This is a genomic window from Paraclostridium sp. (assembly GCF_051657365.1).
Lineage (GTDB): Bacteria > Bacillota > Clostridia > Peptostreptococcales > Peptostreptococcaceae > Paraclostridium.
In genome coordinates this window covers 1-25,297 of sequence record NZ_JBOFKN010000174.1, presented here as the reverse complement: position 1 = coordinate 25,297, position 25,297 = coordinate 1, and the positions used below count along the sequence as shown (strand labels likewise).

The following is a 25,297-nucleotide window of genomic DNA, read 5'->3' as shown; positions in this document are numbered from 1 at the left end:
TATCTATTGCATTTTTTTCTAATGTTTCTGCCATAAGTTGAGTTGCCTCATCTTCCATGTATGTTTGACAGAATGTACATAAATTAAGTCTTGCATTTCCTTCGTTCATTAGCTCATCTTTAATTAATCTATAAGCTATGTTTGGAGCAATAGAATCTTTCCCTAACACATCTTTAGGTATACTAGAGCCAGATTCTGTTGTCCCAAATATTGGTGTATCATATTTATCCCCTAGTTTATTTTTTCTTCCTGATAACATTTTAAAAGCCTCCCTATAATGTTTTTGTATTTAATTTGATTTTATTTTGTTGATTTTACATCTCTTTTTTTAGATGTAAAATGATATATTACAAATGGTATTAATACTGTAATTACAAAACTTACAACTAGTATAGTTAAATATTCGTGAGCACTTTTTCCAGTTAATTGAGCCGGCGGAACAAATGATATAGCTAATGCAAATATTGATGTCATAAAACCACATGCTGCAACTATTAATTTAAATGTTTTTCCACCTGGAACATGATAAGCACGTTTTAAGTCACCTTTTTTAAGTATTAAAACAAAGTAACCTATGAAGAATAATAAGTATCCAACTAAGTAAATAACAACTGTTAATGATATAGCTGTAAGGAATGATACGTTATTTCCTCCACCACCAAAAGTAAGTACTGCTGCCCATATTGTAACTACTATACCTTGTACGAAAACTAAGTTAACAGGAACATCATGTTCATTTGTTTTTGTTAAAGCTTTAGGTAAAATACCTTTTTGAGCTGCTGCATACATACCTCTTGAAGGTCCTACAACCCAAGCACTAACTTCACCCATTACTCCTAATGCTAATAATATAGCTATTAGTTTTACAAGCCATGTACTATGAGGTGCAAAGTGTAATATTAAAGCTTTGAATGTTTCAACAACTCCAGCACTTAAACTTAAATCACTTTGTGGAACTACTGCTGCAACTGTTAATCCACCTATAGTGTTTAAAACTATTGCTAATACAACTAATATAATCATTGCTAATGGATAATTCTTTTTAGCATTATCTAATTCATTTACATGAGATGCTGATGCTTCAACACCCATATAAGCAAGTATAAATGAAACGAAAATAACTAATGTATCTACTTTTGAAAAATCAGGTACAAAATATTGTGCTCCTATTTTTACATCTATAGGATTCCCTTGCACTATGTATGCTATTGATAATCCAAATAATATTACTGCCGGTATTAATATACCAAATATAAATCCAGCTTTTGCTATTTTTGCTGTGTTCTTAGTACCACCTAGTTGTGAAAATGTTAACAACCAGAATATCACTAGTACTCCTATAAACTTAATAAATGGAACATTATTTAAAGCATCCCAGTTAAATATGTATGAAACACAACCTAATATGAAATAAATCATTGTTACAAATCCAACTGTTATTTGGAACCATTGGAAGAATATTGCCGCAAACCCAAATTTCTCACCTAATGTATTTCCAACCCATGAAAAGATTCCGCCTTCTTGCCATCCATCAACGGTAGCCATTTCTGCTGCACATAATGCAACTGGTAAGAACCATAATATACCTCCAAGTAAAAGGAAGAATACTAAATTAAATCCTGATGTTGCAAATGTAGGATATTCATAAACGGTCATAACCATTGATGCTGTCATTGCAAAGAATGCAAATAAGCTAAGTGAACCTTTTTTGGCAACTGGTGCCTGTTTCATCTTAATCATCTCCTAATATATTTAGTTTTATAATATCATTACTTCTATCCCTAGAGTAATTGATATAACTTACGTCTGTATTTATTAGATACCCGAGGTTAATATGTTAAAACACATTTGTTAAAAATTGTAAAAGTCTAAAAATTCTTACTAAGCAGATAATAAAAAATTGCATAGTCCATATTATTATCTATATTATTTGTTGCTTTCTATAATATGATATAAGTGATAGATACCAAATATTATTAAATAAAAAAAGAAACTATTTTAATAGTTCCTTTTTACTACTTTTCATTTAACTTATTTAAAATTTCGTCTAAATCTAGTCCATGTATTTCACAAGCTTGCTCTAATTTTTCCATTTGTGCAGATGGACACCCTATACATCCCATTCCATAACTCATTAGAATTTGAGCTGCATCTGGTTTCATTTTTATTATATCTGCTATTATCGTATCTTTAGTTATCATATTATAAACACTCCTTTAAATTTGCTATTTCAAGTACATCTTCTCTAAACTTTTCTATACTTATTCTATCTATAAAATCTCCAAGTTTTTCACCCATTTGCCCATATTCATTATAATAATCTAATATTATTTTAACTAAATTATAAGCTTCTTCTTCATTTAATCCTTTGGTTATTATATCTGAGTTTCTTGGATAAAATCCAGCACTTCCTCCTACTGTTATAAAAAATTTACCATCTATATCTACTATTACCCCAACATCTTTTGAATATACGCTGGTACACGCATTTCTACATCCAGCAACACCTATTTTAGTTCTATTTGGTAATATCATCCCATGAAGGTTTTTACTTATTTTCATTCCAATTCCTATAGTTGGATATTTTGAACGTTTACAATAATTTGCTGGACACATCTCTACATTTTTAACTGAATTTTGATTTTTAACTGCCGGCTCCATACCCAGTTCAGACCATATAGATTCTAGATCCTCTTGCTTCAAATTTGTTATAAGGATTCTTTGCCCTGATGTTAATTTTAATACACCTTTATACTTTTTAGCTACTTCTGCTATTTTTATTAATGTTTCAGGTAACACAAATCCCCCTGGTATATGAGGAGTTATTCCATAAGTTCTTTTACCATTTTTAATTTTTTGCAAATTTCCATAATTACTCATATATTTTATCCTTTCGTATTCGTTATATTCTTATTATAACCAAAAACTTTATTTAAGTATGTAACATACGTTATAGACTTAAATTTTTTTGTTCTAATTATCCTTATTTACTTAATAAACTATTAATATAATCATTTATATATTTTATCGCATATTTAAATTTGTATATTCTAAGGGGGAGATAGTAATGCAAGTAATAGATACTACTGGAAAAAACAGTAATAATAATGAGGATTTTAAAATCAGCCCTGTAATAATTAATAATCCTGAGAGTTTATATATCAGACTAGATGAAATAAAAAAAGCTCAAGAAATATTTTCAACATATACTCAAGAACAAATTGATAAAATATTCTTAGCTGCCTCTATAGCTGCAAATCAACAAAGAATTTCATTAGCTAAATTAGCAGCTAGTGAAACCGGTATGGGAATAGTAGAAGATAAAGTTATAAAAAATCACTTTGCTTCTGAATACATCTATAATGCATATAAAAACACTAAAACTTGTGGAATTATAGAAGAAGACCCTGCTTTTGGTATAACAAAAATAGCTGAACCTATAGGAGTTATAGCTGCAGTTATACCAACAACTAACCCCACATCTACTGCAATATTTAAAACTTTACTAGCTTTAAAAACTAGAAATGGAATTATAATATCTCCTCACCCAAGAGCTAAAAAATCTACTGTCGCTGCTGCTAAAGTTGTTCTTGATGCTGCTGTCAAAGCTGGTGCTCCTGAAGGAATTATAGGTTGGATAGATGAACCATCTCTTGAAATGACTACGGATATAATGGAAAAATCAGATATAATTTTAGCAACTGGTGGTCCTGGTATGGTTAAATCTGCTTATTCTTCTGGAAAGCCCGCTATAGGAGTTGGTCCTGGTAATACTCCGGCCATAATGGATGATAGTTGCGATATAGAGACTGCTGTAAATTCAGTTTTAGTTTCTAAGACATTTGATAACGGTATGATTTGTGCTTCTGAGCAATCTGTTATAGTTTTAGAAAAAATTTATGATCAAGTTAAATCCGAGTTTGTAAATAGAGGTGCCTACCTTTTAAATGAAGAGGAAACTGAAAAAGTAAGAAATATATTATTAAATTCAAATGGTGCATTAAATGCTTCTATAGTTGGTCAACCAGCTTATAAAATAGCTGATCTTGCTGGAATTAAGGTTCCTAAAGAAGCAAAAATTTTACTTGGTGAAGTTGACTCAGTTGAACTTTCAGAACCTTTTGCTCATGAAAAATTATCTCCTGTACTTGCTATGTATAAAGCAATTGACTTTAATGATGCTGTATCTAAAGCTAGCCAACTAATAGCTGATGGTGGTTTAGGTCATACATCTTCTTTATATATAAATACAGTAACTCAAAGTGATAAAGTTAAATACTTTACAAGTTCTATGAAAACTTGCAGAGTTTTAATTAATACTCCTTCATCTCATGGTGGTATAGGTGATTTATATAATTTTAAATTGGAGCCATCGCTTACTCTTGGATGTGGATCTTGGGGGAATAACTCAACATCTGAAAATGTTGGTGTTAAACACTTAATCAATATAAAAACAGTAGCTGAAAGGAGAGAAAATATGCTTTGGTTCAGAGCTCCAGAAAAAGTTTATTTCAAGAAAGGATCTTTAGGTGTTGCTCTTCAAGAAGTTAAACATGTATTAAAAAAAGAAAGAGCCTTTATAGTGACAGATACTTTCCTTTATCAAAACGGATATACTAAGCCAGTAACTAAATTATTAGATGAACTGGGAGTTAAACACCATACTTTCTACGATGTAGCTCCTGATCCTACATTAGCTACTGCTAAAAAAGGAGCTAAAGCTATGGCTGATTTCCAACCAGACATAATAATAGCCCTAGGTGGCGGTAGTTCTATGGATGCAGGTAAAATAATGTGGACTATGTATGAACATCCTGAAGTAGATTTTAATGATTTAGCAATGAGATTTATGGATATACGCAAAAGAGTTTATGAGTTCCCTACACTTGGTGATAAAGCTTATTTTGTAGCTATCCCAACTTCAGCGGGTACAGGTTCAGAAGTTACTCCTTTCGCAGTTATAACTGATCAAGATACAGGAATTAAGTATCCTTTAGCTGATTATCAGTTAATGCCGAATATGGCTATAATTGATGCTGACTTAATGATGAATATGCCTAAAGGACTAACTGCAGCTTCTGGTATTGATGCTTTAACTCACGCTTTAGAAGCCTATGCTTCTATGCTAGCAACTGATTATACAAATGGGCTTGCACTTCAAGCTACAAAGAGCATATTTGAATATCTTCCAAGAGCTTATAACAACGGTACTACTGACCCTGAAGCTAGAGAAAAAATGGCTAATGCATCTACTATGGCAGGTATGGCTTTTGCCAATGCCTTCTTAGGAGTTTGTCATTCTATGGCCCATAAACTTGGTGCTTTCCACCATATACCTCATGGTGTTGCTAATGCACTCCTAATAAATGAGGTGCTTAAGTTTAATGCATCTGAAGCTCCTATAAAAATGGGTGCTTTCCCTCAATATAAATATCCACAAGCTTTAAAAAGATATGCGGAAATAGCAACATTTATAGGAATTGATGGTAATACTGATGAAGAAAAATTTAATAAATTATTAAACAAAATAAATGAACTTAAAGTTCGTGTTGGCATTCCTAAAACTATAAAAGACTTTGGAATAGATGAGTCTAAATTCTTAGAAACTTTAGATGAAATGGTTGAGCAAGCATTTGATGATCAATGTACTGGAGCTAACCCTCGATATCCGTTAATGAGCGAAATAAAAGAAATTTATTTAAATGTTTACTATGGTAAGTAATTCGTATTAACATAAAAAGGTCTATCTCTTTGAGATAGACCTTTTTATGTTAATTGAGTTTATTTTATATATTATTTTAAACCTTTAGCTATTTCAGTAAATATTACACCTAATCCATAAGCTCCTGCATCTGGATATCCTAAACTTCTATCTCCAACAGTTCCAGCTCTACCCATACGAGCTACTATTTGTTCAGTTGCTTTAGCTCCTTCAACAGCTTTCTTAGCTCCTTTTTCAAATGCTATTTTAAAACTATCATTTTCTTTGGAACTAGCTTTCCATGAAGTTGCACATGGAACTAATGCATCTATTAAAGTTTTATCTCCTACCACAGCTCCACGACCGAATGATCTCTCTCCGGTAGATTGAATTCCTTTTACTGCTGCTTCTATCATATTAGCAAATTCTTCTATTGTAATTTCATTTTTAAATCCTATAGATTTCCCTGATGCTCTAAATGCAGAACCCCATATTGGACCTGAAGCTCCTCCGCAATATTCCATAATCACCATAGAGCAATCATTTAAAAACTCACCTATATTTAAATCTTTATTTGAAAGTATAGTTTTCCACTCTCTTTTTAATTGTTTAAACCCTTTAGCAACACTCATACCAAAATCTCCATCTCCAGCATGAGAGTCTAGTTCACAAAATGGAATTTCATTTTTTATTATAATTTCACTCATCTTATCTACTATATATATCATATTATCTAAAGTTAATTTTTCATTAATTTTTGCAAATGCCACATTAGTTTCTACTTCAAAACATGCATCTTTAAAATTTTGATTATCTTCATTTATATCTATATAATTTACCATTTCAACAGGTCCTGAAACTTTAAACCCGGGAGCTTCACTTGCTTGTGATAATAATTTTTTTAATTCTTCATCTAACTTCATTATAGATACAGATGCGCCATCCATATCGATACTAGTCATATAATTACCCACAAAAGTCCTGCATATCTTAATATTTTTCTTAGCTAACTCACGAGTAACAGAATTATTAAGTAAGTATAATTCTTGTAGAGGAGTTCCTCCAAATCCATTTATCATTAAAGCTATTTCTTCTTGATTTTCATCCTCTATTTTTAAATCTTTCAATATAGCATCTACCATTTTTTTAGCTAGTTCATCTGCTGTAGACATTTTTTCTCTTCTTATTCCCGGCTCACCATGTATTCCAACTCCAAATTCTAATTCATCTTCACCCAGCTCAAAAGTTGGAGTTCCTTTTGCAGGAACTGTACATGATGTAAGTGCAAACCCTAAACTTCTAACATTATCAGCTGCTTTTTGTGCTATAGATTTAACTTCTTCTAAACTCATTCCGAGTTCCGCTGCCGCCCCAGCTATTTTGTGTACAAATACAGTACCTGCAACCCCACGTCTACCTACAGTGTATAAACTATCTTCAACTGCAATATCATCTTCAACTCTAACATAATCTACATTTATTCCATCTTCGCTAGCTAAATAAGCAGCGTTTTTAAAGTTCATCATATCTCCACTATAGTTTTTTATTATTAATAATGTTCCTTTTTTACTAGCAGTAGATTTTATAGCTTGATAAACTTGTATTTGAGATGGAGATGCAAATACATCTCCACAAACAGCAGCGTCTAACATTCCTTTTCCAACAAATCCCGCATGTGCTGGTTCATGACCACTACCACCACCACTTATTAAACTTACTTTATTTTCATTTATATTTTTTCTTTTTATTACTTTATATTTTTTTATAAATTCAAGTTCTGGATGTGCCATAGCTATTCCATTACACATTTCCATAACTATATTTTCTGGTTTATTTATTATTTTTTTCATTCTACATACCTCTATTGTTTTTATATTCTCTACCTATTTTATCAGCTGTTATAATAGATGCAGCTACAGACTCTATATCTATAGGAAATGGCATAGCATATATTGATTCTTCTGGTATACAAGCTTTTTCTGCCACAGCTAAAGCTTCTTCTTCATTAATGCTGTCTACACCTATATCTTCTAAGCATACTGGAAGACCTATTTCTAAACAGAAATCCAATACTTCATTTATTTCTTCTGTTGGTGCATTTTCTAAAACTAATTGTGCTATTGTTCCAAAAGCAACTTTTTCACCATGGAAATATTTATGTGTTCCTTCCAACATAGTTAATCCATCATGAATTGCATGAGCTGCTGCTAGTCCTCCACTTTCAAATCCTAAACCTGATAAAAGTATATTTGTTTCTATTATATTTTCTAATGCTTGAGTTACTAAATTACATTCGCAAGATTGTTTAGCTTTAACTCCATCTTTTAATAAAGTTTCATAGCATAACTTAGCAAGTGCTAAAGCTGCATTAGTGCCTATAGCAGATTCACACATTTCTTCTCTAACTCCACAAGGTAATCCTGCATTTACCTTAGTAAATGAATTAGATGTAGCTCTTGCCTCAAAATATGTTGATAATGCATCTCCCATTCCTGAAACTAAAAATCTAGTTGGTGCTTTAGCTATGACTGTAGTATCCACCAATACTACACTTGGACTTTGTTTGAAATATGCATAATCATCAAACTCGCCTTCTGGCGTATATAATACTGCTGAATGACTTGTAGGTGCATCTGTTGCTGCTATAGTTGGCACTATTATTAAATTTTCACCTTCTGCTACACACTTAGCAGTATCTATTGCTTTTCCTCCGCCAAGTCCAATTGTACAAGAGCACTTATTACTTCTAGCTATTTCTTGCAATCTAGCTACTTCTTGTCTTGAGCACTCTCCTTTGAAATTACTTTCTACGAAAGTTATATCAAACTTTTTAGCTGTTGCATCTAATTTATTTTTAACACGTTGTATATCGTCTTTATGAGCAATTAATAAAGCTGAATCTCCAAATACTTTTATAAAATAACCTAAATTTAATAATTCATCTTGTCCCTGTACGTATTTTGTAGGGCATATAAATGCTTTTCTCATTTCAATCTCTCCTTCGCATTTTTTCAAATGCTATTATTTTTTAAGTTATATTTATTATAATATCGTTTTCACAAAATTTCATTGGACTTCTATGTTAAAAAGTTACGATTTATAACCGTAATTTTTTGATATAAAATAGTAAAATTGTAATTTATCTACTTTTTGTAATTTTTTTAACAACATAAAATTACCATTTTACATTACCTCTTTAAACAATGTTTTCTATATAAAAATGGAGTTACTCCCTCATGTTTTTTAAAAATCTTTATAAAATATCCAGCCTCACTAAAACCAAGTTCTTCACTAATTTCATTTATATGCATATCAGTTTCTTTTAATAAACTTTTTGCCCACTTAATTTTTAATTTAGGTATATACGTTGAAAAATTTTCTCCTAATTCTTTAGCAAACAATCTGCTAAAGTAACTTGTGCTTACATGGCATAAGTTAGCCATCTTATCCATAGATATATTTTCACTTTTATTATTATAAATATAGTCTATTGCCGGTCTTAATGTTTTACTTACACAAAAATCTTCAGTATGATCAGTATCAACATCTACAATACAGCTATTTATAATAGCATTAGACATTTCCCTTTGAATATTTCTTATATTTTTCATACTATATCCTTTAAATGTATTATTATCTATTTTAGAATCATAATTTATAGCTTTTTGATACATATCTAAAATTAAGTTTTTATCTAGAGATTCTTCAATTATATAATTAGATAAATAAAATAGCATATTTGAAGTACTATTTACCTCATCATAAGACAATACAGGTAGTTCATCATAATATTCTTTTAACTTTCCTAAATCATCTTCACCATATGATGACTTATCGGATACACTTAATATTTGTTCTAAATTTCCGCAAGTTTTGTCATCTGATAGTTTCACCTGCCCAGCCATAATTGCTCCTATATACTGTTCATCTATAATAATTGGAATTGCAACATCTACTATATTATAATGGCATAAATAAATATAAGGTCTATTTAAACGTACAGCTTCTAAACCACCTCTTGAATCACATTTTCTACAATATTTTGATAGTTGTGTATCTGATCTAACCATTTCACAAAATCTATGACAACCACTATGTTTGCTAATAGGATTTCCCTTGTAATCTACTACAACTATTGCCATCTTACTAACTAAAGAAATATAATCTTGTAGGTTATTCCACTTTTTTAAATCTATTATTTTCTGTAAGCTTAAGTTTTCATTTCTCACGTTACATACTCCTTTAATAGTATTTTGTCTAATTAATATAATATTTTATCATAGATATCATTTAGACAACAAAAAAGATATACAATCAATCTTGAATGTATATCTTTTTATAAATAATAAATATATATATCTATTTTAACTTAAAGTTTATAGTAACTGGATTATGGTCTGTATACTTAAAATCCATATTATATCCTTTTACATTTATAACATCTATATTATCAGAAACTAAAAATCCATCAATAATAGATAATAGATTCTCGCCTTTTTTATATTTAATATCCATTGTTCTAGATGTTGGAGTATTTGCATCTACTGCCCATCTGAAACCATTTGGATCAAAATCTTTTGGAATATCTTGTAACCATGCTGGTTTTTGTTGAGTTGTATCAAAGTCTGAATAACTCGTCCCTGGAATTTGTTGGTTAAAATCTCCCCCTAAAACTATATAGTTACCTTTCTTATATTCATTATTTAGGAATTTTTCTATAAAATCTAACTGCTGTAATCTTACTTTACCTCCTTTATCATAAGCTGATAAATGAGCATTTATAAGTACTAATTCCTTACCATCTTCAACTGTAGTTCTACTAACCATCATACATCTATCTAGGTCTGCTAATTGTCTTAAAAAGTTCTCTTTTCCTGGTAAGTCATATCTTGTATTTTCATCTATATGGTATTTTGACATAGTAGTTAATCCACCTAAAACTTTACCATGAGGTTTAGTTATTGGAACTGGAACCCAAGGAACTTTATAGTTTATAGCAAACATAGAGCCATAATCCTCAAATTTATTTTTGTAGGATTCATATTGATTCACATTAAAACTTCTTGTTGATTCCTTATCTACCTCTTGTAAAAAATATATATCTGAATCTGAACGTTTCATATAATCTATTATTCCATTTAAATCTTCATTTACTCTTTCTTCACTTACAGCTCTAGACATAGTTCCTCCATCCATGAAGAAATCTACATCTTTATCCGTTCCACAATAACCTGTATTTAAAGTTGTTATAGATATTTCATCTTCTTTTTCAACTTTCTTAGATTGATTATTTTCAATTTCTATAGAAATTTCGCTTTCAGGCTTATAGTCTGTGGCCACCATAAATAAAAAATACCCTCCAAATATTACTGCAATTACCCCTATGATACTTAATATAACTTTAACCATCTTTATATCCCCCAATATTTTTTATTCTAACCAATACTTTTGTTGTATGAAGTTTAAATTTTTATATACAATCTATATTACCATATTTTTCACATTTTTTTAAACTTATGCCTTGTATATACTTATGTTATTTAAAATATCAGAAAAGATTTAAAGTTGCCAATATAATTATTGATATTGACTTATTTAAAATATGATTTATAATATAATACAACAAGTAGATAACTGAGATAGAGGCGCGAAGCTTAAAAGTAATATTATGGAGGTAAGCTCGATGAAGTAATATGAAAGGAAATTTCGCCGAAGTGAATAGGTAATGCTTTAATACTATTTGCTGGGCTTATATAAAATATATATAAGACTGTCACATTTTTGTGGGGAGCTATTTTCAATGAAAACGTACGGTACGTTCATACTTTTAGTATGATATTTTCGTATAAAGTCATGAGTATAGCCTCATGGCTTTTTTTATTGTTATAAAGATTTATATTATCTTAGTTACTTATTTATAATTGACACCATGAGGAGGATAATTTAAATGAGTGAACAAAATCATGAATTAAAAAGAGGTTTAAAAGCAAGACACTTAAATATGATTGCTTTAGGTGGTTCTATTGGAACAGGTATATTTCTTGCTATGGGAGATACACTTCATCAAGCAGGTCCAGGTGGTGCATTAGTTGCCTATGGTATCATAGGTGTAATGGTTTATTTCTTAATAACTAGTTTAGGAGAAATGGCAACTTATATGCCTATATCAGGTTCATTTAGTTCATATGCAACAAAATTTATAGATCCAGCACTTGGTTTTGCACTTGGGTGGAATTACTGGTATAACTGGGCTATAACAATAGCTGCTGAAATGGTAGCTGGCTCTTTAATAATGAAATACTGGTTCCCTAATATTCCTGGGTTTTACTGGAGTATATTATTCTTAGCCATAATTGTTGGTTTAAACTTTTTATCAGCAAAAGCATATGGAGAATCTGAGTATTGGTTTGCAGGAATAAAAGTAGTTACTGTAATTATATTTTTAATAATAGGAGTTTTAATGATTGTTGGAGTTATGGGTTCAGATGAAATAGGATTCCACAATTACTTTATAGCTGATGGCCCATTCCACGGTGGAATGAAATCTATATTTGCTATATTCTTGGTAGCAGGTTTCTCATTCCAAGGAACAGAACTTATAGGAGTAGCTGCTGGTGAAAGTGAAAATCCAGAAAAAACTATACCTAAAGCTATTAAATCTATCTTTTGGAGAATATTAATATTCTATTTAGGAACTATAATTGTTTTAGGCGCTATAATACCTTTTACTGAAGCTGGTGTTTCAGAAAGTCCATTCACTATGGTTTTTGCAAAAGCTGGAATAGCTGGTGCTGCTTCTCTTATGAATGCAGTTATATTAACTTCGGTATTGTCTGCTGGTAACTCTGGTATGTATGCTTCAACTAGAATGCTTCATTCAATGGCTACAGAAGGACTTGCTCCTAAAATTTTTGCAAAAACTAACAATAGAGGTGTTCCTGTAAATGCTTTAATTTTAACTACCATCGTAGCTTCTGCATGTTTCTTAACTGGTGTATTCGCAGAAAGTACTGTTTATGTTTGGTTAGTTGCTGCATCTGGTCTTGCAGGATTTATTGCTTGGGTTGGTATAGCAGTTTGCCACTATAGATTTAGAAAGGTATACATCCATCAAGGTCACGATTTAAAAGAATTAAAGTTTAAAGCTAAATGGTATCCTTTCGGACCAATATTAGCACTATTAATGTGTATTATAATTATAGTCGGTCAAGGTTATTCTTGTATAACTCCAAACGGTATTGATTGGCAAAATTTAATAGCTTCTTATATTGGAATCCCATTATTCTTTGCTTTATATATCGGATATAAAGTTAAGCATAAAACTAAAGTTATTCCTTTAGATGATGTTGATTTAACTTATAATGATAGTAGTCAATGTGCTTTAAATCAAGTAGATAAAGAAATATCTGAATTAAATTAATAAAAAAAGACATTGCTATAAATTTATAGTAATGTCTTTTTTAGTTTTAAAAATTATATTAACATAAATCTACAACTTGAACTTGATATACAACTGTAATTATTTGACCTGGTACCATAGTATTTAAATTAAATCCTGCTGAAGGATTATAATCTGTATGAGCTACTCCATTTACAGTTACAGATCCTAAAACAAATACTGAGTTGTGAGGAGTGTAGTCTACAAACACTACATCTGTAGCATTTATATTGCCAATATTCACAATTGTAATTGTATACGTTAATTTTTCACCTATAGTAGCATATTGTTTATTTACTGTCTTAGTTACATTTAAATTACCATATGCAATATTAGTTGTTACTGTGTTTGAATAAGTTGTATCACTATATGGTGATTGTTTTGGATCTACTAAATATTTAAAAGGTATAACAGCTTGATTTGTTACCTGATTTGTAGGCGGAACCGAAACTACATTTGCATCAAATTGAACTATTACCACATTCCCTACTCCTATATCTCCTATACTAAATCCGATAGTCGGATCAAATTCTGGTTTACTTACACCATTTACAAATACAGATCCTGTCTTGAACTGTGCTCCTATAGATGGTGTATCTTGGAATAATACTTCACTATCCATAACATTACCAATATTAGTAAGTGTTACTGTATAAGTTAGAATATCCCCTATCGTAGCAATTGGTTTATCTACCGTTTTAACAGCTGTTATTTTTCCTAAAACTACATTAGTTGTTACAGTGTTACTTAGTTGAGTTTTAGTTGCAATAGTTCCACTAGGGTCTATCTTATAGCTAAATTGAATCTGAGAAGTATTAGTTACATATGATGGTATCGGTAATGAGTTTATCTTAGCATCAAATGTTACTGTTACTGTCTGATTCGGACCTAAGTCAGACAAGTCAAATCCAATTGTTGGATCAAGTGATGGATATAACACATTATTTATTCTAACGCTTCCTGATATATACGTTAATGCATCTTGTAGTACATCTACAAAATATAAGCTCGTTGCATTTACATTACCTGTATTTATTATTGTAGAAGTATAAGTTACTGTATCATCTACTTTTGCGTACATCTTGTCAACTGATTTTGTATTAGATAAACTTCCTAGGTTTATATTCGTAGTTACAGTGTTAGATGTTGATGATATTGGATAATAACTTCCTTGTGGATCTATTTTATATACTCCATTTGATGTTGCATAGTTTGTTACCTGATGAGGAGATGGTAATGTTGTTACTATTGCCTGAAATTGAACTAATGAAGTATTTCCAGCAATAAGATTATTTGGTAAATCAAATCCAGTTACTGGGTCATAGTCTGGATAACTTATACCATCAATTATTACCGTTCCTGATTTAACCACAGCTCCATTAGATAAAACATCTGAAAAGAATAATTGAGATATAGTTGTATTTCCTGAATTTTTTACCAAAATACTATAATTTAAAACATCTTGTAGTGTTGCATATAATTTATCAACATTTTTAGTAGTAGTTAAACTAGGAATTATTAAAATAGTAGATACGGTATTAGATAGTGTTGACTTGTTGTAATATTGACCATTTGGATCTACCTTATAATTGAAAGTTGCTACTGCATAGTTTATTACTGAATCGTGTGTAGGCTGTTGTATGACAGTAACCGTAAATACTATAGTTGTATATGCTATTGGTTCTATAGTACCTAAGTTAAATCCTGAATTTGGATTATAATCTGGATATGAATCCCCATCAATTATTACCGATCCAGAGTTAAAAATTACATCTGACTGTAAACTATCAGTAAAAATCACATCATTTGCATTTACATTTCCATTATTAGTTACAACAACAGTATAAGTTATTATATCTCCTTTAGTAGCATATGCTTTGTTTACACTTTTTTGAAGATTTAATGATCCTAAATTTATTTGAGTCGTTACCGTGTTTGAATTTACTTGTGCAAATAAGTCAGTTCCATTCGGATCTATTCTGTATGCAAAAGTAAGATTAGCTGTATTACTTACTAGTGATGGTGTTGGCACTGAAGTTACAGTCGTATCAAATTTAACAACTATTGTATCTCCAGATATTATATTTCCTAATGTAAAACTTGAATACGGATTATAACCAATATATGATATTCCATTTATAGTTACTGAATCAGAAACAAATGTTAATCCACTTGGTATAACATCTCTAAAGTTTACATTTTTAGCGATTACATTTCCTGTATTTACTATATTAACTGTATAAGTTACTACATCTCCAATTGTAGCATATGACTTGCTAACAGATTTTGTAGCCGTTAAAGATCCTTGGTTTATCACTGTAGTAACCGTATTACTTGTAGATTGAGTTAATATTGGTGATTCATTTGGATTTATATAATAATTATAATTCGTTGTGGCATCATTATAAATTGTATAGTCTACAGGTGGTATGCTTTGAACTTTTACTTTAAAGCTAACAGTTACGGTTGAATAACCTGGTATATCATCTAAACTAAATCCTGTATTAGGATTATAATCTAATTTATTTACTCCATTTATATATACTGATCCATTTACAAAACTAGCATTTGCCTGGATTATATCTTTAAATAGTACATTGAAGCAATTAGCATTTCCTTGATTAACTATACTTATTGTATAATTTAAGGTATCATCGATTGTGGCATATGACTTATCTACAACTTTTGTAAGATTTAGTAATCCTAATTTAATAAAAGTTGTAACCTTGTTAGATGTTGCCGTTATAGTAACCGGATTATCTGTTGGAGTTAACTTGTAAGTGAAAGTTGTATCCGCAGTATTTTCTACCTTACCATTTACAGGTAACGCATCTACATGAATAGTAAATGTTATTGTATGATATTGATTTGGAGTTAAATCATCTAAATTAAATCCATTTACAGGATTAAATGTTGGTTGTGGTATTCCATCTACTGCTACACTTCCTGTATTAAATGAAGTCGAAGGTGGCATTAAATCTTTAAAGTTTAAGTTTGTTGCATTTACTGATCCAGTATTCTTTATCATTACTGAATAATTTAAATTTTCTCCAACTGTAGCATAATTTTTATCTACTGATTTTGTAATTGTTAATTCTCCAATAGCTACAAAAGTCATCGTTGTATTAGTATTGATAGTTGCATTTATTACATCTGTTCCTACTGTATATTGATAATCTATAGTTGCAAAGTTATAGATAGTATTATCTAAAGGCCTACTAATTATTGTAGCTTCAAAAGTTACTGTTGTTGTCATAGTTGACTCTATATCATCTAGACTAAATCCTATATTCGGATTATATCCAATCTTTTGAATTCCATTTATATATACAGAATCATCAACAAATTGTAAATTAGGATCTAAGGTGTCTATAAATTCTACAAGTTGAGCTGTAACATTTCCTTCATTTATTAGTTGGATTGTAAAGTTTAATGTATCTCCTAATTTTGCAATAGTTTTATCTACAGATTTATTAGCCGATATTATGGTGTCATATACATATACTGTAGTCGTATTTGATGATTTTGTTTTAGTTGTAGGGCTTCCACTAGGATCTACATAATAAGAATAATCTACATCCGCTTTATTTAATAATTTATTATCTAATGGTAAATTCTCTGTAGTTACTGTAAAACTAACTGTCGTTTGATTGCCTATAGCTATATCATCTAATGCAAAACCTATATTTGGATTATAATTTAGCTTATTTACGCCATTTATATATACTGATCCTATATTAAAGGTAGATTCTTCTTGAATTATATCTTTGAATAATAAATTTTTAAGAATAGCGTTTCCAGTGTTATTTATAATGAAACTGTAAGTTATTATATTATTTAATTTAACTACTGTTCTATCTGCAAATTTAGTTACTGTTAAATTACCCATATTTATATATGTGGTAACAGTGTTACTACTTACATTTGTTACTATAGGGTCTCCATTTGGATTTATCTTATATGAATAATTAAGATTAGATGAATTTGTTATATATCCATCGCTTGGTACACTGTCTACAGTTACATCAAATGTAATTGTAACAGATGACCCCGGAATTATAGTTCCCAATGTAAATCCAGTATTAGGATTATAATCTGTATACGCTGTTGATCCTATCTTTACAGATCCAGCTACAAAAGTTGTATGACTTGGTACTAAATCTACAAAGTTAGTATCACTAATATTTATATTGCCATTATTAGCAATAACTGAAGTATACGTTAATATATCGCCTACAGTTGCATAAATTTTATTTACGCTCTTTGTGTTGGTAACAGCCATCATATTTATATTTGTAGTAGTTGTATTACTTGTTAAGCTTCCATCAATATAAGGTGATGTTGGAGTTAATTGATATTTAAAATTAATACTTGAAGTATTATTTATTTGCGGAGGTATTGGAACACTAGTTACAGTTGCTTTAAACATTACAACAACATTTCCACCAGGTAATATATTATTTATTATAAATCCAGTATTAGGATCTGCACTAGGTTCACTTGTACCATCTACTACTACTGATCCCGCTACAAATGTTGCTCCATTTGGAACTATATCTTTGAAATTAACATCCATTAAAGGCAGTGTTCCTGTATTATTAGCTATAACTTCATAACTTAATGTATCACCTATAGTTGCATACATTTTGTCTACTGATTTAGTTAATGTAGCTGAGTATGAACTTATTATAGTAGTAACAGTGTTACTTGTTGATGTTTTAGATATTGGTTGTTGATTTGGATCTATATAATAGTTATATGATGTTGTAGCGCTATTTTTAATATTATTTGGATTTGGCAAGCTATCAACAGTAACTTTAAATTCTATAGTTATAACCTGCCCAACATTCATGCTTCCAAGAGTAAACCCTATTTCCGGATCATAATTAGGTTTATTTATTCCATTTACATATACAGACCCTGGAATAAATGATGCTTGAGATTGTATTATATCTGCAAATAAAGTATTATTTGCTTTTGTATTACCTTTGTTGGTTGCTGTAAACGAATAAGTTAAAATATCGCCTACTGTTGCATATGATTTATCTACACTCTTAACTAGTTCTATTTCTGCATAAGGATCATAAGTTTTAACAGTATTAGAATAAACAGTTTTAGTTACTATTGGGCTATATGGAGTTTGCTTATAGCTAAGTGTAACCTCTGAAGTATTTGGTATATATCCAACAGGTGTATTACTTACTATCGTTGCTGCAAACACTATCGTTGCCGTATCTCCTGGATGTAAATCCTCTATTGAAAATTGATTACTTGGATTAAGATTTGGATAATTAACACCATTTATATATACTGTTCCTGGATAAAAATTCAAGAAAGCACCTATGAAATCTGCAAATTTAAGGTTTGTTAAACTTACATTTCCTGTATTTTGAATTACAGTTGTATAAACTAGGGGATCTCCTGGTTGTGCATACATTTTATCTACTGATTTAGTCACAGTATATAACGCTTCATTTATAATAGTTTGAACTGTGTTACTATAAATTGTATTTGTTGATATACTTCCATTTGGGTCTGGTTGATAACTATATACTAAACTGGATTGATTATATACTATATTTGGAACAGGTACACTGTTTACTTTAGCTTGATACTTAATTTCTATAGTCGCTCCAGGACAAATAGTGCCTAATGTAAATCCTTGATTTGGATTATATGCTGAATAAGCTACTCCATTTATACTAACTGATCCTGGAATAAATGATGTTTCTGCTTGTATATTAGATAGAAATACAGTATTTGTTGAATTTATATTTCCATTATTACTTATCTCTACAGTGTAATATAAAGTATCACCTATTATTGCATAATCTTTATCTACACTCTCAATAGTATTCATACATACATAATTCGCTACTGTATCTACTACATTAGAATCTTTTTCAGATTGTATAACATTAGTTGATGGTGATATTTGATACTTAAATGGAACTTGAGCTATATTTTCAATTAAATTAGTAGGATTAGCTGAATTTACTAAAACTTTATATTCTACATCTGTAGTTTGTTTAGATCCAATTGGATTTGTAAGTGTAAATCCATCGAATGGATTTAAAGTAGGTTTTATTTCTCCATTTATAATAACACTTCCACTAACAAATGTAGCTCCAGGTATAGATGGCTCTAAAACTTGAACATCTGTGGCTTCTACATTACCTGTATTAGTTAAACTCAATGTGTAAGTTACTGTATCTCCTATATTAGGATAATTGTTATTATTACATCTTTCTCCGATTATATCTGTATATTCAACTGTAGCAGATGTAATATTACTAAATATAGTTTTTTCTCTTAAATATCCATATTGATTAAATATATATCCAAATGTTATGCATGAAATATTAGTTACCTTAGTTGATGCAGGTAACGAATTAACCTTAACTTGAAATAATATTTGTGTTGTTGCCCCAACATCTAAATTAGGCAGGATAATTCCAGCTACAGGATCATAATCTGAGTAGTCAATTCCATCTATAATTACAGTTCCATCTACAAAAGAACAGTTTTGGCATATTTTATCTTGGAAAAACATATTTTGTGCAAGTTCTGTTCCTATATTAGTTATATCTACTGTATAGGTTACAATATCTCCAACAATCATAGTTGTTTTTGAAGCCGTTTTTGAAATACTTAATAATCCATCTTGGACTATTACTTCTACAGTATTAGTTTTAGCATAATTTGTAATAATATCTATCCCTGAGGTAAACTGATAGTTATAGTTTACATATTGATATAATAAACCGCCTGTCGGAACTGAATTTATTCTAACTGAAAATAATACATCTATAACTCCTTTAGCTGGAATTGTTCCTATATTTATTCCAGCGGATATATCTGCTAAAGGATACGATACTTCATTTATTACAACCGATCCTGGAATAAAACTAGTCGTAGGATTTATTATTGAGGATAATATAACATTGTTTGCATCCTCTACTCCATCATTTTTTATCTTAACTACATAAACTAGTGGTTCTCCAACCTCTACATTGTATTCTCCATCTCCATCTATATCGTACATATCTAGAGTTGCTATTATATTAGGTGCATTCGCACTTACTTGAGAACCAACCGCAACTAATTGGAGTCCATCTCCCGATCCAGTTGAAGTTATTTGTCCCGCTAATAGAGTTTGATTTGGAACTAATGTGTTAGTAATATCTACACTTGTTATATCCCATTTATTTCTTCCACCTAATGTTTGAGTAGGAATAAATCCATCATTATTTTTATTTGCATTAGTACCATTTACATTTAAAATTCCATTATTTATGCTTAGTGGGTTAGCTACGTTTATTAATCCCGAAAAGAAATTATTGCCTGGATTGTTTGGTGATGTCCCTGGATTTTGATTTGGACTATTGACTGAATTTCCTATATTACTTAATTGAGCAAAAGATGGTCCTGCATATACAATATCCTCTCCGTTAAGAGGTTCTCCATTTGCACAAGATAATAATATATTCCCCTTAAGCTTAGATATATCTGAATTCGTTGTAAAACCTGAAATACTAGTTTGTAAAGGTTCTTCAGGTTTAGCAATAGATATACCTGACATGTAAATAACTTTTTGAGGTGGTAAACTATCATTTCTATATGCAACCGATAATGTCCATCCAGCTCTTGTATTGCTTAGACCTATAGCTGGAATACTTATAGGTACCTTTGATACTGTATAATTACCTGATAAAGAATCTTGTATATATGATGTTACATCTTTAGCTCTATATCTATCTATACTTCCAGATGATCCCGTATAAGTATCTGTATATTGAGGTAATATTTGATAAGTACCCTTTGGTGTTGTAAAAGTTATTGCATCATCTTGAATACTTCTAAGATCTTGTGCATCTTGAAAATTACTTTTTACAGTAGAATACCATACAAGTTCTGCATATAATATTGTGCTATTTGATAGTATATTTAAATTAGCAGTACTTCCTGCTTCAGTCCAATCCCTTGTTGTACTTCCATCTGGTTTAACCATATCTGAGGTGTTTATTTGTGTAGCAGTAGTACTTCCACATGCTACAAAACTATTTCCTGTAGCTACTAATATAGCTTTGTCTACTGCTACAAATTTAGGTGTTAATGTCACATTAGTTCCTCCTTATTCTATACTTAATTTTATAATTGAATTGATTAATTCAAAAATAACTCCTTTATATAATATTAATTAATATTAATTTAGTTACTATTTTCAACCCTTTATCTATTTTAATTTAAAGTTAAAACGTTTTGTCGTAACACGAAGTATCTAGTTTGAATATATTTAAATAAAAAGGAGTGATGCTATGCCTTCTAATACATTTACCATGACTATTGATAAAACTCAAAATATACCTATTATAGTTGGTAATACATCTACATTTAACATTAGTATCAAAAATCTTAGTAGTAGCCAAAGACTTTACAATTTAAATCTTTATTTAACTTTGCCTGATGGCATGGTTATTTCAAGTTCTACCATACCACAAACATCAAGTTTAACTAATTCTAACAACAGTACTTCTTATTCTTGGATAAATTTAAAAGATTTAGCTCCTATGGAAATTAATTATATTTTTAGTATTACAGTGAAATGTAATACTAAGTTTAAGAATGGAACTTCAGTGCCCTTTGGATACAACTTTTCTGGGATAAATGTTTCTTGCCAAGTTGATACAATGCCTAGAGGAAATTATGATATTGGTAATGAAGTAATCACACAACAAGTAGGTATGACTTTTCAAACAGTAAGATTTTATAGTACTATTTCAACTCCTGCCAAAGTTTTAAAAGGTGCAGGTACTTCACTTAACTTAACTGATTATACACAAGTGAATACATCCACATGCAAATTTTATAATAATTCTGTTTCAACTTCCTTAGTAAATGTATCTATATTACTAGACGATGGCATACGATATATTGGAAATATTACTGTTTCTGGGTCAGATGCTTCAAAATTCACAAATCCTACAATAAGCATCGTGAGTATAAACGGTAAACTTTATACTCAGCTTTATTATGGAAATATAAATTTATCAATAGGAAGTGTAACTACCCTAACCTTTAACTATGGAGTATGGAATCAGTACAATAATAATCAGGGTAATTTTATAGTACATGGCACTATTTTAAATATGAATATTAATATGAATTCAGCAGATCCACTTATAACTTCAATCTCCAATAGTACTACAAACTTTGTAGCTATGGACTTAATAATAACTACATCAATAAATAAATCAATTGTAGATGTTCAAAATTATATAACATATACCTATGTATATAAAGTTGGCCAATATTACAATATACAAAATATAGTAGTCAACTATTTCTTGCCAGATGGAATTTATTATATATCTAGCTCTACTTCACCTATATCTGCTGTTGATAACCCAACTTTACAGGGATTTTACTTAACTTATAACTTTAATTTGGCTACACAAAATTCTACAAATACAATTACTATAAGTGCAAAAGTTGATAGTTACTACAGATATAAAAAAGATAGTCAATCTTTAAATTTACCTGTAGTTGCATCTGACCCATTCCTAGCAACTACTAATATATTAGGTTATCTTATAGGACCTTCAACCCAAGTTACTGATAATGCTAGCGTATCCTCTAGTGTAAATATCGCAACTATATCCAAGCAGTTTGTAAAAGGATATTATAAAAATGGAACTGCTAAGAATATAACTACCCTAGCACCGGGAGATATAGCTGAATATTTATTGACTTATAATGCTTCCAGTTTGAAAGCTATTCAAAAGCAAGTTTATATAGATGATTTTTTCCCATTATCAGCTGATCCTATAGATAATTTAACTTATTTATATACTGGATATAATCCAATTTCATCACCTCAACTTATAAGCCCTCATGGTGTAGATTTTTATTACGGAGATATTCCTGGATTAACTTCTTCAACTATTAACTTCAAAGTTCCAATTGCTCAACTTGGAAGCTCTACTCAAAATACAAATTTGATGAAATTAAAAGGGATAAATACCTATGGGTATGCTTATAGTAATCGAGCTCAAGTAAATATCAATATTGGAACTCCAAATATAACATTAACTAAAACTGTAAGCGGTCCTAATAAAAATGCTATAAAAGCAAATGAAGTTTATACTTATACAGTTGTTATTTCTAATACTAATAATTTAGGAACTGAAACTGATGCTTTTAATTTTAATCTTAGCGATAGTTTATCTACATGGTTTTCAGTCGATTTAAATACTTTAAATGTAAGTGGATCTGGAAGTTATAAATCCGTTTATATTCAAAATAATAATGTAATTGTAGAAATCAATAAGTTAGCTCCCGGTCAATCTTTAACATTAACTTATAATGTAACTATAAGCCCAGTTTTATCTTCTGGAGTTAGTATTATAACTACTGCAACTAACACTAATCCCTATTCTCAAGTTTATGATAATACTTCCAGTAACTATCAGTATTCTAATCTAGTTAAAACTGCATCTGTTACAATAGCTTCACTATCTATATCACTTACAAAAACTAATATATCAGATACATTTAAAGTTGGATCATCTATAACTTATATAATTGAAGTAACTGTGCCTCAAGGTACTATTTCATATGGTTTATATTTAAAAGACACTTTACCAAGCGGTGGTCAATTGTATGTTGGTCCATGTACTAAAAATAATATTTTAATAAATCCTCAGATATCTTCAAATATAATTACTCTACCTACTGAAGGAATAGTCGATGCTCGAAACATGGCTCAAACTATTACCTATATAATGACTTGTGCAATAACTAATTCTACTAAAAGTGTAGGTACTACTACTTCTACTCAAATTAATACAGTTCAATGTTTTTATCAAAAAACACAAGGAGGTAGCTTTTCTAGTATTAGCAAATCTCTTACTATAACTATAAATCATCCTAATTTAATTCTTAGTTTGAGTGCAACAGATAAAACAACTTCTATAATTTATAATCAAAGCGCAATGATAAACACTAATGCTATAATGCAATTCAAATTAGATTTTCAAAACAACAGTGCTATTAAATTAATAAATGGTACTATTGAGATTCCTCTAAGTAGTAACTTTTTGTTTTCTTCAATAGATACAACTGTTTTATGCAACTGTTACTATGATACAATTTCTAAAAAACTAATAATAAATATACCTCAATTAAATTCATCTAATTCTGGATATGTTACTTTTACTGTAATACCTCAATCCACTCTTCGAGCTGGAACTTCTATAAATACTCAGGCTACTGCTGTATCTTATTACAACGATATATCAACAACGAAAATATATAGTGGAGAAACCAGTAATGTATTAACGTGTATTTTACCTCCTGGCGTATCTCTTCAGCCAGACCCTTTAACTCAAATAAATGAATCTACTTCATTTATAATTACTCAACCTGGTAATACAGCTGTTATATTTGATTATTTTAAAAATACCGGTGGTGGCTATGATGATTTTACTTTGATTATTCAAAAAGTGGCAATTCCGTATACACTTTATATCGATAATATAAAAATAGCCGATATAAGCGCAAATACACTTTATCAATCAACATTATCATTAATGTCAAATTTAGCACCTAATACAAATAAAGTTATTCAAATTAATGCAGTTATACCAATTAACCAACCAATAGGTTCTAGATATGACTTTCTAGTTACTGCTAGGTCGGTTACTAATCCTTATCCTGAAAAAACTGTGTTAAATATAGATCCAAGTTACTAAAAACACAAAACCCTTATAGCTAAGATATTTAATCTTTTCTATAAGGGTTATTTATAACTTGTATTAATCTGATATTCATCACTAAAACTAATTAAAATATTTGTACTTGTTATTATAGTATTGTTATTTAGTAAATTTGCTAAAGCATGTTTAATTTTTACTTTTATCTTGTCTTTCTCTAAATATACTATACCTACTGGAGTTATCATAATACATGAAAATCCATAAATATATTTTATCACCTTGGTTTTATTATTATTTTTATTATCAGTTTTAAAAAATATTTTATATTCTATAACTCCAATAACTAATAATGTTGACATATTAGTTTTAAATTTATTATATTTGCTATTTATTGGACTATGTATAATTTTTGTATCTAATATTTTTATTAGAACCTTAAAA

Annotated in this window: 11 protein-coding genes, 2 pseudogenes and 1 riboswitch; of the genes and pseudogenes, 3 read left to right on the top strand and 10 right to left on the bottom strand. The window is 29.8% G+C overall.

What is annotated here, in order from left to right:
• From ACRCYC_RS13725 to ACRCYC_RS13710, 4 genes and pseudogenes are all read right to left on the bottom strand, one after another.
• Window positions 1–259: pseudogene (locus ACRCYC_RS13725) on the bottom strand (glutamate decarboxylase); the annotation flags it as partial.
• 41 nt (window positions 260–300) lie between these two features.
• Window positions 301–1,731 carry a glutamate:gamma-aminobutyrate antiporter gene (gene gadC, locus ACRCYC_RS13720; RefSeq protein WP_438619700.1) on the bottom strand — a complete coding sequence of 477 codons (1,431 nt, stop codon included), beginning with the start codon at window positions 1,729–1,731 and terminating at the stop codon, window positions 301–303.
• A gap of 284 nt (window positions 1,732–2,015) precedes the next feature.
• On the bottom strand, window positions 2,016–2,201 hold the full coding sequence (locus tag ACRCYC_RS13715) for a DUF1858 domain-containing protein (RefSeq protein ID WP_438619699.1): 186 nt from the start codon (window positions 2,199–2,201) through the stop codon (window positions 2,016–2,018).
• A 1-nt stretch (window position 2,202) separates the two neighbouring features.
• On the bottom strand, window positions 2,203–2,880 hold the full coding sequence (locus ACRCYC_RS13710) for an NAD(P)/FAD-dependent oxidoreductase (RefSeq protein WP_438619698.1): 678 nt from the start codon (window positions 2,878–2,880) through the stop codon (window positions 2,203–2,205).
• A gap of 187 nt (window positions 2,881–3,067) precedes the next feature.
• Between ACRCYC_RS13710 and adhE the strand changes: the two genes are divergently transcribed.
• Window positions 3,068–5,722 (top strand): bifunctional acetaldehyde-CoA/alcohol dehydrogenase, encoded by a 2,655-nt coding sequence (adhE, locus tag ACRCYC_RS13705; protein ID WP_438619697.1) that lies wholly within the window; start codon window positions 3,068–3,070, stop codon window positions 5,720–5,722.
• 71 nt (window positions 5,723–5,793) lie between these two features.
• On the opposite strand, the gene dhaK is transcribed toward adhE, so the two are convergent.
• The 4 genes from dhaK to ACRCYC_RS13685 all read right to left on the bottom strand — a co-directional run bounded on the left by dhaK (window position 5,794) and on the right by ACRCYC_RS13685 (window position 11,110).
• On the bottom strand, window positions 5,794–7,551 hold the full coding sequence (gene dhaK, locus ACRCYC_RS13700) for a dihydroxyacetone kinase subunit DhaK (RefSeq protein WP_438619696.1): 1,758 nt from the start codon (window positions 7,549–7,551) through the stop codon (window positions 5,794–5,796).
• Between the two features lies 1 nt (window position 7,552).
• Window positions 7,553–8,689, bottom strand: coding sequence for a glycerol dehydrogenase (locus tag ACRCYC_RS13695; RefSeq protein WP_438619695.1), 1,137 nt, complete (start codon window positions 8,687–8,689; stop codon window positions 7,553–7,555).
• A 200-nt stretch (window positions 8,690–8,889) separates the two neighbouring features.
• Complete coding sequence (locus ACRCYC_RS13690) at window positions 8,890–9,930, bottom strand: PocR ligand-binding domain-containing protein (RefSeq protein ID WP_438619694.1); 1,041 nt, start codon at window positions 9,928–9,930, stop codon at window positions 8,890–8,892.
• Window positions 9,931–10,060: 130 nt separating this feature from the next.
• Window positions 10,061–11,110: an endonuclease/exonuclease/phosphatase family protein gene (locus ACRCYC_RS13685; protein WP_438619693.1), complete on the bottom strand. Its 1,050-nt coding sequence runs from the start codon at window positions 11,108–11,110 to the stop codon at window positions 10,061–10,063.
• Window positions 11,111–11,333: 223 nt separating this feature from the next.
• Window positions 11,334–11,503: riboswitch (Lysine riboswitch) on the top strand.
• A 145-nt stretch (window positions 11,504–11,648) separates the two neighbouring features.
• Between ACRCYC_RS13685 and ACRCYC_RS13680 the strand changes: the two genes are divergently transcribed.
• On the top strand, window positions 11,649–13,121 hold the full coding sequence (locus ACRCYC_RS13680) for an amino acid permease (protein ID WP_438619692.1): 1,473 nt from the start codon (window positions 11,649–11,651) through the stop codon (window positions 13,119–13,121).
• A 58-nt stretch (window positions 13,122–13,179) separates the two neighbouring features.
• On the opposite strand, the gene ACRCYC_RS13675 is transcribed toward ACRCYC_RS13680, so the two are convergent.
• A complete protein-coding gene (locus ACRCYC_RS13675) occupies window positions 13,180–21,261 on the bottom strand; it encodes a hypothetical protein (protein WP_438619691.1) in 8,082 nt (2,693 codons plus the stop codon).
• Window positions 21,262–21,457: 196 nt separating this feature from the next.
• Here ACRCYC_RS13675 and ACRCYC_RS13670 point away from each other — a divergent pair, with 196 nt between their 5' ends.
• The gene (locus tag ACRCYC_RS13670; protein WP_438619690.1) at window positions 21,458–24,892 is read left to right on the top strand and encodes a hypothetical protein; all 3,435 of its coding nucleotides are present in this window, start codon (window positions 21,458–21,460) and stop codon (window positions 24,890–24,892) included.
• 47 nt (window positions 24,893–24,939) lie between these two features.
• Here ACRCYC_RS13670 and ACRCYC_RS13665 read toward each other — a convergent pair.
• Window positions 24,940–25,297: pseudogene (locus ACRCYC_RS13665) on the bottom strand (hypothetical protein); the annotation flags it as partial.